This is a genomic window from Arthrobacter sp. NPDC093128, from assembly GCF_040683875.1.
In the GTDB taxonomy this organism is placed as follows: Bacteria; Actinomycetota; Actinomycetes; order Actinomycetales; family Micrococcaceae; genus Arthrobacter.
In genome coordinates this window covers 181590-196427 of record NZ_JBFBEY010000005.1, presented here as the reverse complement: position 1 = coordinate 196427, position 14838 = coordinate 181590, and the positions used below count along the sequence as shown (strand labels likewise).

Below are 14838 nucleotides of genomic sequence, written 5' to 3'. Positions count from 1 at the left end.
CCGGACCGGCCATTCACGAAACGGCAGGATCCCGGCGGCGGGCACCGCCGTATTGCCGGCCGGCACCGCCGCCGCGCCTGAAGGAACCGCACAGCCGGCACACAGGAAAGGCCTATGCCCGGCATAGTCGTCTGGAGTTTCATGGGTCCATGACTACTTCACCGCAGCCTCCCCACGAACCGCATCCCAACCATGACCGCGGCCTGGAATTCGACCTTTCGACGCTGGTGAGCCGCCGGTCGCTGGGCATGTTTTTCGGCGCCGGCGCCGCGGCCGCAGCACTGGCTGCCTGCAGCCCGGGCGGGTCCACCTCCGGCGCTGCCAGTACGACGGCGGCCGCCACCGGTTCCGCAACAGCGACGGCGACCTCCTCAGCGTCAGTGTCCGCCACGCCGTCGGCGTCACCCACGCTGACCCGTGCCATTGCCGAATGCGGCGTGGAAATTCCGCAGGAGACAGCGGGCCCCTACCCTGGTGACGGTTCCAACGGGCCCAACGTCCTGGAGGCATCCGGCGTGGTCCGGCAGGACATCACTTCGAGCTTCGGGACCTCCACCACCAAGGCCGAAGGCATCCCGCTGACGGTCACTCTGACCCTTCTGGACAACGCCAACGGCTGCAGGCCGCTCGCCGGCGCCGCCGTCTATGCCTGGCACTGCGACCGCGACGGCAAATACTCGATGTACGACGCCGGGCTGGAAAACGAGAACTTCCTCCGCGGGGTCCAGGAAGCGGACGCGAACGGACAGGTCTCGTTCGCCACCATCTACCCCGGGGCGTACAACGGCCGCTGGCCCCACATCCACTTCGAAGTCTTCGAGTCCATGAGCAATGCCACGGTGGCCGGCCACGTGCTGGCGGTCTCCCAGATCGCCATGACGGAGGCTGCCTGCAACGAGGTCTACGCCACGGCAGGCTACGAGTCCAGCGCCCGGAACTTTCCCAACACCACGCTCACCTCGGACAACGTCTTTGGCGACGACGGCGGCATATACCAGCTGGCCACCATGTCCGGTTCGGTGGCAGGCGGCTACACGGCGGGGCTCAACGTCACGGTGTAGGAAACGGTGCAGGAAAGGACCTTCGGCGGTGGGCCGTCGCGGCACCGCTAGACTCGGAGCCATGCCTTCCCACGCCACTGCCGCAGACCACATCCGGGACCTGGGCGCGTACGTCAGCGCGTCGCCGTCGAGCTTCCACGCAGTGGAGGAAGCCGCACGGCGGCTGGACGGGGCGGGCTTCACCGGACTGGACGAGCTTGAGGCGTGGCCGGCCGGCACAAGCGACGGCGGGGAAGGCGGCGCGGCAGGCCGGTTCTACGTGGTCCGCGACGGTGCGCTGATCGCCTGGGTGACGCCGGAGGGTGCCGGACCCACCACCGGGTTCAACGTCCTGGGGGCGCACACCGATTCGCCGTCGTTCAAGCTCAAGCCCAAGCCCACCATGGGGAAGTTCGGCTGGCTCCAGGCAGGCGTCGAGGTCTACGGCGGTCCGCTGCTCAACTCCTGGCTGGACCGTGAACTGCAGCTGGCCGGGCGGCTGGTGATGCTCGACGGCACGCAGTGCCTGACCGCCACCGGGCCGCTACTTCGCTTCCCTCAGCTGGCCATTCATCTGGACCGGGCGGTGAACGACGGCCTGGCGCTGGACAAGCAGCAGCACATGAATCCCGTCTTCGGGCTCGGCGACCCGGCCGGCGAGGACCTCCTCGCGCTGCTGGCCGAGCGGGCCACCCCGGCGGCTCCCGGCGTCGCGCCGGTGGATCCGGCACAGATCGGCGGGTACGACGTCGTCATCGCGGACACGCAGCAAGCCGCGGTTTTCGGGGCCAAAAGTGAGTTCTTCGCCTCCGGGCGGCTGGACAACCTGTCCGCCACCCATGCGGGCCTGGCAGCACTCATCGCCCACGGTGAGGCAGGGGAGCGCGCGGGCGGCGGGCCGATCGCCGTCCTCGCGGCCTTTGACCACGAGGAGATCGGCTCCAACTCGCGCTCGGGTGCCTGCGGACCGCTGCTCGAGGACATCCTGGTGCGCATCTCGGACGGCCTCGGCGCGTCGGCGAGCCAGCGGCGACAGGCACTGGCGGCGTCGTTCTGCGTGTCCGCCGACGCGGGGCACGCGGTGCACCCTAACTATGCCGAGCGCCACGATCCGGTCAACCGGCCGGTCCTCAACGGCGGGCCCTTGCTGAAGATCAACGCCAACCAGCGCTACGCGACCGATGCACCAGGAGCAGCCTTCTGGGCGCGGCTGTGCGGCGAGGCGGGGATTCCGTACCAGGAGTTCGTCTCCAACAACGTGATGCCATGCGGATCCACCATCGGACCGCTGACCGCTACGCGGCTGGGCATCAGGACCGTCGACGTGGGGGTGCCGCTGCTGTCCATGCACTCGGCACGCGAACTCTGCGGCGTCGAGGACCCGTTCCGGCTGGCCCGTGTGACCGAACTGTTCTTCCGGACGCCGGCGTAGTCGGGAGGTTCGGCGGCTCCGCTACTTGACGCAGGACGCGGCGCCGCCGTCGATCCGGTATAGATGGACGGCATTGCCGTCCGCAAAGTGGTCGGTGAAGGCGCCGTCGGCCATCGTCACAGTGCGGTTTTCGTCGACGACGGTTACTGCGGCGCCGGCGCCGGCCATGCAGGTCAGCCGGAAGACGGCATCCTGCTGCCCTGCCTGCGCGGAACCGGCGAGGACGTAAAGCGATCCGTCGTGGACTTTGATGGCGGCATCAATCCCTTCGCCGTGCGAGAGTGCATTCTCGAGGAAAGGGGCATTGAGTACAGGCGCAAGCCTCGTAATCTGTGCGTTCACATCCGTCACCCACGGTCTGACGGCATCCCCGCACGGGCCCCTCAGCACATGCTGGGTCTGGCAGTCGCCGCCGAAGTTGTGGTTGAAGTACACGATCCCGCGGGCGCCGTGGATAAGGCTGCTCCACACGGCAGCGCGGATTTCCGGTCCGGTGATAGTGGGCGCGTCCGCCTGGGTAAAGGGATGGCCGACTTCAACGAATGACCAGACCGGTTTGCTGGCTGCCGGATTCACCAGGGATCGCAGCCGGTCCACTGTCCAGCCGTAGTTGGCGGCAAGTCTGCATTTCCCCGGTTCCAGCTGCGCTCCGGCCGCCAACACCGCACCGCCCTCGGACGGCCCGCAGATATAGGGGTCAGTGAACCAGTAGTTATCCGCAGACACCACGTCCTGGAAATCATTGACGAAAGCTGCGGCCTGCCCGTTGGTTTCCCAGAACGTCACGCCTTTGCCGTAGTTCGCATAGACCATCGTCCCGGCGGGCACTGACTCGCGGAGGTCGCGCAGGACGGTATAGCCGCATCGCTCGTTCTCCGGTGTGCAGATGGGGCCGTATCCCGGCCAGTTGCCTGTCCAGGCGGCATCACCGGGGCCGGCCCACATGTCCACCTCATCCGAGAGCATCCATCCGGCGGCATTGGCCATCGGGATGCTGGTCAGGGCGCGCATTCCCTCTTTGGTGGCAAGCGTAATATCCGAGCTGCTGGTCAGATCAACGTAAAGATTTATCCCCATGAGACGGTCCTTGGGGGCATCGGTTGGTTCTATGAGGCTTTCCAGCCAGACGCCGACGGGGAAATACGCAGGATCGGTAGGGAGCGGGTTGGCATACTTCGCAAAATAGTCTGTGCCGCCGTCCACTCCACGCAACTGAACAGGAGCAGCGGTTGCTACGGCCTCGGCAGGGGCCGGCTGCGTCTGGTTCCAGACGAAGGAAAGTCCTGATGCAAGGACGGCAGCGAAAAGGACGCTGAGGCCAATTCCGCGGGCCCCTGCCGTCCTGCGACGCGTGATTTTTCCCATGGTCTACCCCTATCGTCGCCGAGGTGAGACCGGTGCTTGTGTCATAGTGCTCCTCGGCGTCCGGCGGGTCAAGACCGCGGGCAGTCAAGTCTGCCCGGGAGCCCGGTCCATTCGGCCGTGCTCAGGCCAGTCCGATCACCAGGTTGATGGTCGTGGCGAGGATGACGGTGCCGAAGAGATAGGAAAGCAGGCTGTGCTTGAGGGCCTCGGCCCTGATGAGGTGGTTCTGCAGATTGGTGTCAGACACCTGGTACGTCATGCCAAGGCTCGTGGCGAGATAGGCAAAATCCGTGTACTGCGGCGGCCGCTCCTGGTTGAAGTCGATGCCGCCCACTTCCCGTGCGCCGCGTTTGCCGGTGCTGTAGTAGAGCTCGGCATAGCGCAGGGTGAAGAGTGTCTGCACCAGGATCCAGGACAATGCGACACACGCCAGGGCCAGGAGCCCGCCGCTGAGTCGCGAACCGCCGTCGGCCCTGTGCGAATCCACGACGACGGCGGCAACAGCGGCCAGGCTGGCAACGTTGGCCACCAGGATCAGCAGGTCGGTAGTCCTGCGGGACGGGTCCTCCGACGTCGCATGGGCCCGCGTCCCGTCGGGTCCGAGCCTTCCCACCACAAGCCACACCAAGGCCACGTAGACCAGCGCGGCGCTGCCCCAACCGACGGCCGGCGCTTCGACCCAGTGCCCGGACAGCCCGGTTGCTGCCGCGGTAGCCAGGCCTGCCGCCACCATGGCAAAGAACCGCAGCCGGCTTCGTCGGATCCTGGCGGGCGGAGGGCTGGTATCCATGTGTCGTTACTCTAGCCAAACAAACAGGCCGGACCCCGTTCCTGCACGCTTTTCCACATAGCGTCCGCGGGCGTTTCCGCCCGGCACGGCCCGGGGACTAGCCTGAACGGGTCACGAATCGCCGAAACCGGCCTAAATGCACTAAGATATTGAAGTCTGTGCTGCGTCCTGTCTCCGTTTTGGTGGCCGGGCGTGCATGGCATCGCAAATGAACCTCCTGTTACGGAAATGCCGTAACCGCTTAGCCCAAAGGAGGTGGGTTCACATATGCGTCCTTACGAATTGATGGTAATCATCGACCCCGAGGTCGAAGAGCGTACCGTTGAGCCAACGCTTCAGAAGTTCCTGAACGTCATCACCAACGATGGTGGAACCATCGAAAAGGTTGACATCTGGGGCCGTCGTCGCCTGGCTTACGAAATCAAGAAGAAGTCTGAAGGTATCTACGCAGTGGTGAACTTCACCGCCAAGCCGGACACCGCCAAGGAACTTGACCGCCAGCTGAGTCTCAATGAGACCATCATGCGCACCAAGATCACCCGCCCCGAAGAGCAGAAGGTCGTTGCTGAGTAATTTCAGCTCCCGGCATTCAATCTTTACCCCGCAGGAACGAACAAGGAGGCAGTAGATGGCAGGCGAAACCACTATTACGGTCATCGGTAATCTCACCAATGACCCCGAACTGAGGTTCACACCGTCAGGTTCGGCAGTAGCGAATTTCACCATCGCTTCTACGCCCCGCACCTTCGATCGCCAGTCGAATGAGTGGAAGGACGGGGAAACCCTGTTCCTCCGCGCCTCGGTCTGGCGTGAAGCAGCCGAAAACGTCGCGGAATCCCTTACCAAGGGCATGCGCGTTATCGTTAACGGCCGTTTGAAGAGCCGTTCCTACGAAACCAAAGAAGGCGAGAAGCGCACCGTTATCGAGCTCGAAGTCGATGAAATCGGCCCGAGCCTGCGCTACGCCAACGCCAAGGTCAACCGCACCCAGCGCTCCGGCGGTCAGGGTGGTCAGGGTGGCTTCGGCGGCGGCAACAGCGGCGGTGGATTCGGTGGCGGCCAGGGTGCAAACCAGGGCGGCAACACCGGAGGAACCTGGGGCGGTAACCAGCCCGCAGCGCAGGAAGACCCCTGGGCAACGCCCGGTGTCAGCAATGCGGGCGGCGGCTGGGGCAACGGCCCGGATTCCGAACCTCCCTTCTAACCAATAATTCAGGTCCGGCGCCGGACCCCGCCGGGATGCCTCACGGCTCCCGGGTGAGTGCCGCCGTCGAACCACCACCATCCCGTGGATCAATATCCACGGGCTCCATAGAATAGGAGCTCCACGATGGCTAAGGCTGAACTCCGTAAGCCCAAACCAAAGTCCAACCCCTTGAAGGCCGCTGACATCACCGTCATCGACTACAAGGACGTAGCATTGCTGCGCAAGTTCATCTCCGACCGCGGAAAGATCCGCGCCCGTCGCGTCACTGGCGTCACGGTGCAGGAACAGCGCAAGATCGCCCAGGCAATCAAGAACGCCCGCGAAGTTGCTCTGCTGCCTTACTCCGGCGCTGGCCGCGGCTAAGGAAGGGATTAACTAAAATGGCAAAGCTCATTCTGACCCACGAAGTAACCGGTCTCGGTGCTGCTGGCGACGTTGTCGAGGTCAAGGACGGTTACGCACGTAACTTCCTGCTGCCCCGCGGTTTCGCTCTGACCTGGTCGAAGGGTGGCGAAAAGCAGGTTGAGTCCATCAAGGCTGCCCGCGTTGCCCGCGAGCACGCTTCCCTGGAAGATGCTCAGAAGCAGGCTGCTGCACTCTCCGCCAAGCCGGTCAAGCTCGTTGTCAAGGCTGGCGAGACCGGACGCCTGTTCGGCACCGTCAAGCAGGGCGACGTGGCCGACGCTGTTGAGGCCGCTGGCCTCGGCCGCATCGACAAGCGCAAGGTTGAACTGCCGGCACACATCAAGTCGGTTGGTTCCTACCAGGCCAACGTCCGTCTGCACGACGACGTTGCCGCTGTGATCGAACTCGACGTAGTCGCAGGCAAGTAGTCCCTCCGGCCCTTCGCCAGAGCGCTACGCAGTCCTGAACTGCTGAAGGCCCCCGCATTCGGATTCCGCTTCGGAACCGAACGTGGGGGCCTTTGTCGTTAACGCCCGGGTTCCCGCTTCAGCCCTAGTCCTGGTGCATCACGGTGGTGGAGTGCCGGTGGCCTGCCCGGATGAGTTCGGCCAGCACCGCCTCGTCCACGTCGTCCAGCTTGTTGACGTACAGGCACCCCGCGCCCACCTTGTGTTTGCCCAGCCGCGGCAGCAGGTCCGCCGCCTCGGGTGCGTAGGTGAGGCCATACAGCGAAAGGCTCCCCTTCCGGGGGGAAAACCCCACAGCGACGGTGTCCCCCTCACGGCCGCTCTCGTACCGGTAGTGGTAACTTCCGAACCCAACGATGCTGGGCCCCCACATCACGGGTGCCTCCCCGGTGTTTTCCTTCATGAGGGCCAGAAGCCGCAGGCCATCGTTTCGCCGGGCGTCGTTTTCCACGCCGTCCAGGAAATCCTGCACGGACGCATCGGTTGCCTGGGTCTTGTTTTCAGCCATGACGGCAGTCTGGCAGACGCCGCCCGGGTTGTCAGCAGGCCCGCCCGGCCGTGCCCCGTCGCTGCGGAATAAACACGAGGATGCGTCGGTTGAGTAGGTAGATGCAAACGCATATACTCTGGATTTACCGTTGACCTTCAGGAGAAAACCGTGGAAACCCGCCGCATAACCGTCCTTTCCGCCGGCCTTGGCGTACCGTCGTCGAGCAGGCTTCTGGCTGACCAGCTGGCGGTCGCCGCCGAACAGCGGCTGGCGGCAGCCGGCTACGCCGTGACCGTGGACGTTGTGGAACTCCGTGACCTCGCAGTGGACATCGCCAACAATTTTGTGACGGGCTATGCGGGCCCGCGCCTCGCCGAAGTCATTGCCGGCGTGGAGGACTCGGACGGCATCATCGCGGTCACGCCGGTCTTCAGTGCCTCCTACAGCGGCCTCTTCAAGTCCTTCATCGACGTCCTGGATCCGAAGTCGCTGGAGGGCAAGGCCGCCCTCCTCGGGGCAACCGGCGGCACCGACCGCCACCAGATGGTCCTGGACTATGCCATGCGTCCCCTGTTCAGCTACCTGCGGACCCGCACGGCAGCCACCGCCGTCTTCGCGGGCCCCCAGGATTGGGGCAACACGGACGACGGCGGTTCGCCCCTTTCGGTGCGGATCGACCGGGCCGCGGATGAGTTCGCAGGGCTGCTGACGGCTGCCCGGCCGCGGCGGAAGCCCGAAGCCGCCGAGTCCCTGCCGTTCGAACAGTTGCTGGCCGGAATCTCGGGCGGGCGGTAGGAACAGGGCGCCGGCCCTCAGTTGCCGGCGCGCGGTGGATGCGCCGAACTTTTCCGGGGCCCTGCTCGTTGTGCCGGAGATGAAATGCCCTGTGGATTCAGTAGACCTAATCATGAGCGAACGCAGCGGAGTGGAGATCGATTACTGTCCGCAGTGCCGCGGCGTGTGGCTTGACCGCGGCGAGTTGGACAAGATCATCGACAGGGCGGCCGATCTGATGGGTCCGGCCGCGCCGGCTGCCCCGGTGGCCCCTCCCGCCCCGGGGCTCATTCCGCCGCCGCTCTACAACAACAACCCGGACCCGCGCCGCGATGACAGGCGTCCCGATGATCGCCGCTATGACGAGCGGCGGGACCGGCCCCGGTACGATCAGCCCCGGCATGACGACCGGCGCTATGACGATCGCAGGCGGCCCAAAAAGAAGGAAGGCTGGCTCGGGGAGCTTTTCGATTTCTGACAACGGGCCCCGGCGGCCCGAATCGGCCGGGGGTCACGCCTGCGGGGTCAGGCGGGCTGCGCCCGGCTGGAAGCTCAGTCGTCGAGCAGGGCGATGAACTCCCGGGCCTGCTTCATGGAGATGTCCGAGTGCCGCGTCAGCGCCATTGCCGCCGCTTCCGTGTCGCCGCTTCTGGCCAACGTGCGGATCCGGCCGTAGATCTCGTCGTTCAGCATGTTGCTGCTGACCTCGCGGGTGACATCGCCCTTACTGGCGATGGCCCGATAGCGGTAGGGGAAACGCTCGGGAGCGTCGTCGTCGTCATTCTCCGGCTCCTCAGGGGCCGCTGGGTGGAAGGGCTGCGGATTGGCCGCCAGGGCGCCGACGGCGTCACGCGAGGCCCGCAGGCCGTCTCCTGAGGCTTCGTAGTAGAGCTTGATGGCCGCCATGGCCTGCCCCTGGGCGATCAGGGCGTACAGGCGCCGGTGCTGGTCCTCGGTGAGCTTCGCCGCCGCGGCCCGGGCCAGTTCCACAGGGTTCCCGGGCGGCGTACTGCCACTCGTCCTGTTGGCGGCGGTGCGCCGTCCGACGGCGCGGGCCACCACGAGGACACCCGCTCCCACGACGAGCAGGATCAGAACGGGGATCACTAGCGATTCCATTACTACAGCCGATCTACATAATTCTTGGCGGTCAAGAGATCCGAATGCGTTGCCTGCCGCAGCAACTTGATGGCCTGGAGTTTCTGGCCGCTGCGGGCCATCGACTGGAGCTGCAGGGCGAACTGCGGGTTCAGCTGCCCACCGGGGAGGACCGCTCCCTGGTAGCCGTGCATGCCCACGCCCGGACTGGAGCCCGCCTGGGCGCGCAGGGCCGCCCGTGCGTGGTCGGCCTGCTGCGACTGCTGTTGCTCGTTCTGGCTTGGCCGGGTGGAGGCGTCAACCCGCGCCCGCGCGGCCGTGGCTGCCTTCACCTGGGCCGCGTAGTGAGACTGCGACCGGAGGGCCAGTTCCAGTTGATAGCGTTCCGCATCGGAGATGCCGGTGTCCCGTGGTTTCAACGCCGTTGAAACCCCCCAAATCACTGCCACCAGAATGAGGGCAGGCAGCATAACTACTAATACATCGCCCATGAATAGAGCTTATGCCAGTTCACCGTTATCCACAGCATATTCTGACGTCTGCATACAACCCGCGTAGGTAAACCGTCAATTCGGGCCGGTTGTCGTGGCGTACATCACAATGCGCGTATATTCTGCGTCACTTCGCCTCTCCTACTGGCCAGTATCCCCAATTCGAACCTGCAAGCTGTGGATGAACGTTCCCCAAAAGAATCTTTCATCCACAAGCCATTTTGAACGTTTCCGCAGGTCAGAGGCACATTGGCGGCCAAAGTTTTTTAGTATCCACAGGTGACCACACAGGCTGTGCACAAGCAGCGGCCGCTAATCCACAACTTATCCACAGGTGTGCATGTACGTGGGCTTGGTGGCCGGCGGAACGGGGACTAACGTAGCGGGATACCTGTTTTTGGGGCGTTCGTACCTGTTTTCGATACTCCGGCCAGGCCTGTTGCGGGACAACCGGAAACGGGCTCGGACGCTCAATTGTGGATAACCCCCGCAAACTGGGGATAACCGGATTAGCGGCCGGAAGGAACGGACGTCGGCGCTTTGCCGACGCCGGAAAACTGTCAGTGCCTGCAGGTACTACTGGTCCTGCTGCGCAGCGGGGAATTCCGCTGCGCATGGCAGCCCACAGGCAGAAAGCTACAGCACCGCCGGCATTGAGAAACCGCCGCGGTACACAACGGAGGACGGCAGCTTTGTCAGTTACGCACCTGGACTCAATCGAGGGCACCCGGAGTTCCGAAGGCAACCGAAAGCCGCCCCAGGACATCCCTGCTGAGCAATCAGTTCTCGGCGGCATGATGCTGTCCAAGGACGCCATCGCCGACGTCGTTGAGATCCTGCGGGGCCAGGACTTCTACCGGCCCGCCCACGAGACAATCTACGAGGCCGTGATTGACCTCTATGGCCGCGGCGAGCCTGCCGATGCCGTGACCGTGTCTGATGAGCTGACCAAGCGCGGCGAGATCAACAGAATCGGCGGCCCCGCCTACCTGCACGAGCTCATCCAGACCGTACCTACTGCAGCCAACGCCGGATACTATGCGGAGATCGTTGCCGAGCGTGCCGTGCTGCGGCGGCTGGTAAATGCCGGCACGAAGATCGTCCAGCTGGGGTACGGCTCAGACGGTGAAGTGGAAGACCTCGTCAACCAGGCCCAGGCCGAGATCTACGCCGTGGCCGAACGACGTACGGCTGAGGACTACGTTGTCCTCAAGGACGTCATGGAATCCACTGTGGACGAGATCGAAGCCTCCGGCCACCGCGGCGAAGGCATGACGGGCGTGCCCACGGGCTTTTACGAACTGGATGAGCTCACCCACGGCCTGCACCCGGGGCAGATGATCGTCATCGCCGCCCGCCCGGCCGTCGGTAAGTCCACGTTTGCCCTGGACTTCGCCCGGTCCGCGGCCATCAAGAACAACCTCGCCACGGTGATGTTCTCCCTGGAAATGGGCCGGAACGAAATCGCCATGCGCCTCCTTTCCGCGGAGGCCACCATCGGCCTCCAGGACCTCCGCAAGGGCACCATCAAGGACGAACAGTGGTCCAAGATCGCCACCACCATGGGCCGGATGAACGACGCCCCGCTGTTCATTGACGACAGCCCGAACATGTCGCTCATGGAAATCCGCGCCAAGTGCCGCCGGCTCAAGCAGCAGCACGACCTCAAGCTGGTCATCCTGGACTACCTGCAGCTGATGAGCTCGGGTAAGAAGGTCGAATCCCGGCAGCAGGAAGTCTCGGAGTTCTCGCGTGCCCTGAAGCTGCTGGCCAAGGAGCTCCAGGTGCCCGTGATTGCCCTTTCGCAGCTGAACCGTGGCTCCGAACAGCGGCAGGACAAGCGGCCCATGGTCTCGGACCTCCGTGAGTCGGGATCCATCGAGCAGGACGCCGACATGGTTATCCTGCTCCACCGTGAGGACGTCTACGACAAGGAATCGCCGCGCGCCGGCGAGGCGGACATCCTCATCGCCAAACACCGTAACGGCCCCACCAAGGACATTGTGGTGGCGTTCCAGGGGCACTACTCGCGCTTTGCCAACATGGCGGCCGACGCCGGAGGCGGCGGCTTCTAGCTTGCCGGGCTACGTCGCCTGAGCTCCGTGGCCGTATCCTGCGCAGTGTCGCGGGCCGCGCCGCCGGCCAGCAGGTGGTTGGGCAGCCGGTTTCCAGGTGCCCGGCCCCGGATCTCCAGCAGTTCCCGGGCATGGGCGTGCAGGCGCTTGTCCTCCTCGGAGACCGGCACCCAGGGCAGAATGGGCACCGAGTTCCCGGCGGCGTCGCGGGCCACCATGACGGTCAGGCAGTAGGTGGTGAGGTTCATCTCCCGGCCCTTGGGATCGCCGGAGCGGACGTGCACGGCAATATGCATTCCCTTGGTGCCGGTGTACACCAGCCGCGCTTCCACTTCCACCACGTGGCCGATCAGCAGCGGACGGTAGAAGCGCACTCCGCCGGAGAACACGGCCACGGTGTCCTTGCCGCAGTACCGCGAAGCGCACACATAGGCGGCCTCGTCGATCCATTTCATGACGATGCCGCCGTGCACCTTGCCGCCCCAGTTCACATCCGTGGGAGCGGCCATAAAACGGAGGACAACCCGTTCGGCGGTTCCGGCGTCCGTGTATTCCTGCGCGTTCATTGCCTGGACGATGTCTTCGCGGACCTTGATCCGTGCCAGGGCGTGGTCGCGCTCCTCGATTTCCTCCGCGGTGGAAGGCTCAAACTGCGTGACGGGTACCGGCTTCCCGTCCGGGCCCACGGCGACGAAGATGACCATGCACTGGCTGCGCATCGTGGCCGGGCCGCCTTTGGGGTCGCCGGAGGACACCACGGTCCGGATATGCATGGAAGAGCGCCCGGTGTAGACGATCGTGGCAGTGACCTCCACCATGTCACCGCTGTTGACCGGATCGGCAAAGTGGATATTGCCCACGTAGGCGGTCACGCAATAGGACTTGGACCAGCCGACGGCGGCAGCGTAAGCAGCCTTGTCAACCCACTCGAGGACCGTTCCGGCGTCCACGGAACCGCTGTGGCCGACGTCGGTGGGGGCCGCAAGGAAGCGGAGGGTCACTGAATTGGCGGCAGTCTCGCTCATGCTGAGAGTTTACTGATGACCCTGCGTACCGCCCGGTCGGAATGACACAAACGGCGCCCCATCCGCCATATGCGGGCTGGGGCGGCGTCCGCAGGCGCGGAAGGCGGTTCCCCCTTCATCCGTTTTGCGGAGCTAATGAGAATCACTATCATTTAGCTTATGAAGAATCCCACTCGCCGCCTGTCCCGCTTCAAGCCCGTCCTCCGCTCCCCGCTGTCCGCGCCGCCCTCCATCCCGCGGGTGCTCCTGTGGCCCGCCGGTCTCTCGACGCCCCGGCGGCCGGGCGCCCCCCTTCCCCGCCTCTCCGCTGCGGCGGCATTGGCTGCATCCGCTCTGGTGCTGAGCGGCTGCGCCGGTGCTGCTCCCGGAAGCGTCGGCGGTGACGCCACGGGGGCCGGCGCGCCGGCCACGGGGCGGGCTGCCGAGTCCGCTGCCGCCCAGGAAGTCCAGGGCCCGGTGCCCAGGCTGGTCATGACGCACGCGGAGGGCATCACGGTGCTCGACGCCGCGTCGCTGGACGTGGTGGGGGAGGCAGGTCTCGCGGGCTTCAACAGGCTGAACCCCGCGGGCGACGGCCGTCATGTCCTGGTATCGACAGGCAGTGCCTTCCGGGTGTTCGATGCCGGCGTCTGGACGGAAAAGCATGGCGATCACGGGCATTCGTATGCTGCGCCGCCGACGCTCACGGACGCCGCGTTTGAGGCGATCAAGCCCGGCCATGCCGTATTCCATGCCGGCAGGACAGCACTCTTCAGTGACGGTTCCGGAAAAGTTGAAATCTTTGACCCGGCCGGGCTGGCGGAAGAAGGCGGGGATGTTCCCGGGACTGATGTTTACACCACGCCGGAAGCCCACCACGGCGTGGCGGTGCCGTTAAAGGACGGCAAGCTGCTGGTAACCCTTGGTGACGATGAGGCGAGGCGGGGAGTCGCCGTCCTCAGTGCCGGAGCGGGCCAGGACCGGACCGAGCTGGTGCGCAACGAGGACTGCCCGGGCGTGCATGGCGAGGCATCGGCAGGGCAGGACGCCGTTGTGGTGGGCTGCGAAAACGGCATGCTGATCTACCGCGACGGCCGCATTTCCAAGGTGGCCAGTCCTGACGCCTACGGCCGAATGGGGAACCAGGCGGGATCGCCGGAGTCGCCCGTGGTCCTGGGTGACTACAAAGTCGACAGGGAGGCCGAACTGGAGCGTCCAACACGTGTGTCACTCGTGAATACGGACACGGCGACCCTCCGCCTCGTGGAGCTCGGTACCAGCTACTCGTTCCGCTCGCTGGGCAGGGGCCCCGAGGGCGAGGCCCTGGTGCTGGGGACCGACGGTGCCCTGCGTATCATCGATCCGCTGACCGGAAACATCACGTCCACCGTTCCGGTGGTGGAGGCGTGGGAGGAGTCCGAGACGTGGCAGGACCCGCGCCCCACATTGTTCGTGCAGGGCTCCACTGCTTACGTGACCGAGCCGGCCCGCCGCGTGATCCATGCCGTGGACCTTGCCTCGGGCAGCGTCCGGAAATCAGCCGGGCTGCCGCACGTGCCCAACGAATTGACGGGAGTCTCCGGCTAATAGTCCAAGGTGGGAATACTTTGGGTACGCCCGCAGAAAACGACGCCGGGCCGGCCACGAAGGTGACCGGCCCGGCGTCGTGCGGGTTTCATTGTTCCGGGGACGGCTGCTTAGGCGAGGACGCTGAGCTTCGAGTTGCTGCGGCCGAACAGGGCACGGTCCACGGCCACCTTGCCCGCGCCGGTCAGGGCAATGGCGAGGGCTCCGGCTGCCAGCAGAAGCACCAGCTCGTAACCGCCCGTGGCGGCGAAAACGCCGGCAGAGGCGTGGACAAGGAACAGGGCGCCGAGCATGTCCAGCGCGAGAAGTGCGGCGAAGATGCGCGTCAGCACCCCGAGGATCAGCGCGATGCCGCCAACAAGCTCGAGAGTGGCGACAGCAGGGGCTGCCATTTCAGCGGCCGGTATGCCCATCTTGGCGAAGGAGGCCTGCGTGCCCGCGATGGTCCACTCATTGAACTTCTGCCAGCCGTGGGCTGCGAAGAGGAATCCAGCTATGACGCGCAGGATAGTGAGTGCTGTGGTGGTCAGTGTGGACTGGTTCATGGGAGTTTCACCATTTCGGAGATCGGTGGGATATTGCCGCGGCGCCGTGAGGACCGCGCTCTTGAAAC

Annotated in this window: 17 protein-coding genes; 10 read left to right on the top strand and 7 right to left on the bottom strand. The window is 65.0% G+C overall.

Features of this window, described 5'->3' with window-relative positions; all coding sequences use genetic code 11:
* Positions 1-149: 149 nt before the first annotated feature.
* Together AB0N24_RS08140 and AB0N24_RS08135 are read left to right on the top strand one after the other, a co-directional pair.
* Positions 150-1061: an intradiol ring-cleavage dioxygenase gene (locus AB0N24_RS08140; protein ID WP_364122717.1), complete on the top strand. Its 912-nt coding sequence runs from the start codon at positions 150-152 to the stop codon at positions 1059-1061.
* A gap of 61 nt (positions 1062-1122) precedes the next feature.
* On the top strand, positions 1123-2472 hold the full coding sequence (locus AB0N24_RS08135; protein ID WP_364122715.1) for a M18 family aminopeptidase: 1350 nt from the start codon (positions 1123-1125) through the stop codon (positions 2470-2472).
* 21 nt (positions 2473-2493) lie between these two features.
* On the opposite strand, the gene AB0N24_RS08130 is transcribed toward AB0N24_RS08135, so the two are convergent.
* Positions 2494-3837, bottom strand: coding sequence for a hypothetical protein (locus AB0N24_RS08130; RefSeq protein WP_364122713.1), 1344 nt, complete (start codon positions 3835-3837; stop codon positions 2494-2496).
* Between the two features lie 121 nt (positions 3838-3958).
* Entirely contained in the window at positions 3959-4627 is a 669-nt protein-coding gene (locus AB0N24_RS08125) for a DUF1345 domain-containing protein (RefSeq protein ID WP_364122711.1), read from the bottom strand.
* Positions 4628-4894: 267 nt separating this feature from the next.
* On the opposite strand from AB0N24_RS08125, the gene rpsF reads away from it, so the two are divergent.
* From rpsF to rplI, 4 genes are all read left to right on the top strand, one after another.
* Positions 4895-5200, top strand: a complete 306-nt coding sequence (rpsF, locus tag AB0N24_RS08120) for a 30S ribosomal protein S6 (protein WP_055802737.1) — start codon at positions 4895-4897, stop codon at positions 5198-5200.
* Positions 5201-5255: 55 nt separating this feature from the next.
* Positions 5256-5831, top strand: a complete 576-nt coding sequence (locus AB0N24_RS08115) for a single-stranded DNA-binding protein (RefSeq protein ID WP_104174567.1) — start codon at positions 5256-5258, stop codon at positions 5829-5831.
* 126 nt (positions 5832-5957) lie between these two features.
* The gene (gene rpsR, locus AB0N24_RS08110; protein WP_003800144.1) at positions 5958-6197 is read left to right on the top strand and encodes a 30S ribosomal protein S18; all 240 of its coding nucleotides are present in this window, start codon (positions 5958-5960) and stop codon (positions 6195-6197) included.
* Positions 6198-6214: 17 nt separating this feature from the next.
* A complete protein-coding gene (rplI, locus tag AB0N24_RS08105; RefSeq protein ID WP_011693939.1) occupies positions 6215-6667 on the top strand; it encodes a 50S ribosomal protein L9 in 453 nt (150 codons plus the stop codon).
* Positions 6668-6791: 124 nt separating this feature from the next.
* Here the strand turns inward: rplI and AB0N24_RS08100 are convergent, their stop codons facing one another.
* Complete coding sequence (locus tag AB0N24_RS08100) at positions 6792-7214, bottom strand: DUF1801 domain-containing protein (RefSeq protein ID WP_364122708.1); 423 nt, start codon at positions 7212-7214, stop codon at positions 6792-6794.
* A 150-nt stretch (positions 7215-7364) separates the two neighbouring features.
* On the opposite strand from AB0N24_RS08100, the gene AB0N24_RS08095 reads away from it, so the two are divergent.
* Both AB0N24_RS08095 and AB0N24_RS08090 read left to right on the top strand, forming a co-directional pair.
* Positions 7365-7991: an FMN reductase gene (locus tag AB0N24_RS08095; protein ID WP_364122706.1), complete on the top strand. Its 627-nt coding sequence runs from the start codon at positions 7365-7367 to the stop codon at positions 7989-7991.
* A 79-nt stretch (positions 7992-8070) separates the two neighbouring features.
* Positions 8071-8448, top strand: a complete 378-nt coding sequence (locus AB0N24_RS08090) for a zf-TFIIB domain-containing protein (RefSeq protein ID WP_364122704.1) — start codon at positions 8071-8073, stop codon at positions 8446-8448.
* 74 nt (positions 8449-8522) lie between these two features.
* Here the strand turns inward: AB0N24_RS08090 and AB0N24_RS08085 are convergent, their stop codons facing one another.
* On the bottom strand, positions 8523-9089 hold the full coding sequence (locus AB0N24_RS08085) for a hypothetical protein (protein WP_364122702.1): 567 nt from the start codon (positions 9087-9089) through the stop codon (positions 8523-8525).
* A gap of 2 nt (positions 9090-9091) precedes the next feature.
* Complete coding sequence (locus AB0N24_RS08080; RefSeq protein WP_364122700.1) at positions 9092-9559, bottom strand: hypothetical protein; 468 nt, start codon at positions 9557-9559, stop codon at positions 9092-9094.
* 692 nt (positions 9560-10251) lie between these two features.
* Between AB0N24_RS08080 and dnaB the strand changes: the two genes are divergently transcribed.
* Complete coding sequence (gene dnaB / locus AB0N24_RS08075) at positions 10252-11634, top strand: replicative DNA helicase (RefSeq protein WP_104174562.1); 1383 nt, start codon at positions 10252-10254, stop codon at positions 11632-11634.
* Here the strand turns inward: dnaB and AB0N24_RS08070 are convergent.
* A complete protein-coding gene (locus tag AB0N24_RS08070) occupies positions 11631-12659 on the bottom strand; it encodes an acyl-CoA thioesterase (protein WP_364122698.1) in 1029 nt (342 codons plus the stop codon). The two genes, dnaB and AB0N24_RS08070, sit on opposite strands and share 4 nt — an antisense overlap.
* Before the next feature lie 159 nt (positions 12660-12818).
* Between AB0N24_RS08070 and aztD the strand changes: the two genes are divergently transcribed.
* Positions 12819-14225 (top strand): zinc metallochaperone AztD, encoded by a 1407-nt coding sequence (gene aztD, locus AB0N24_RS08065; RefSeq protein ID WP_364122696.1) that lies wholly within the window; start codon positions 12819-12821, stop codon positions 14223-14225.
* 110 nt (positions 14226-14335) lie between these two features.
* On the opposite strand, the gene AB0N24_RS08060 is transcribed toward aztD, so the two are convergent.
* The gene (locus tag AB0N24_RS08060; RefSeq protein WP_364122694.1) at positions 14336-14770 is read right to left on the bottom strand and encodes a DoxX family protein; all 435 of its coding nucleotides are present in this window, start codon (positions 14768-14770) and stop codon (positions 14336-14338) included.
* Positions 14771-14838 lie beyond the last annotated feature (68 nt).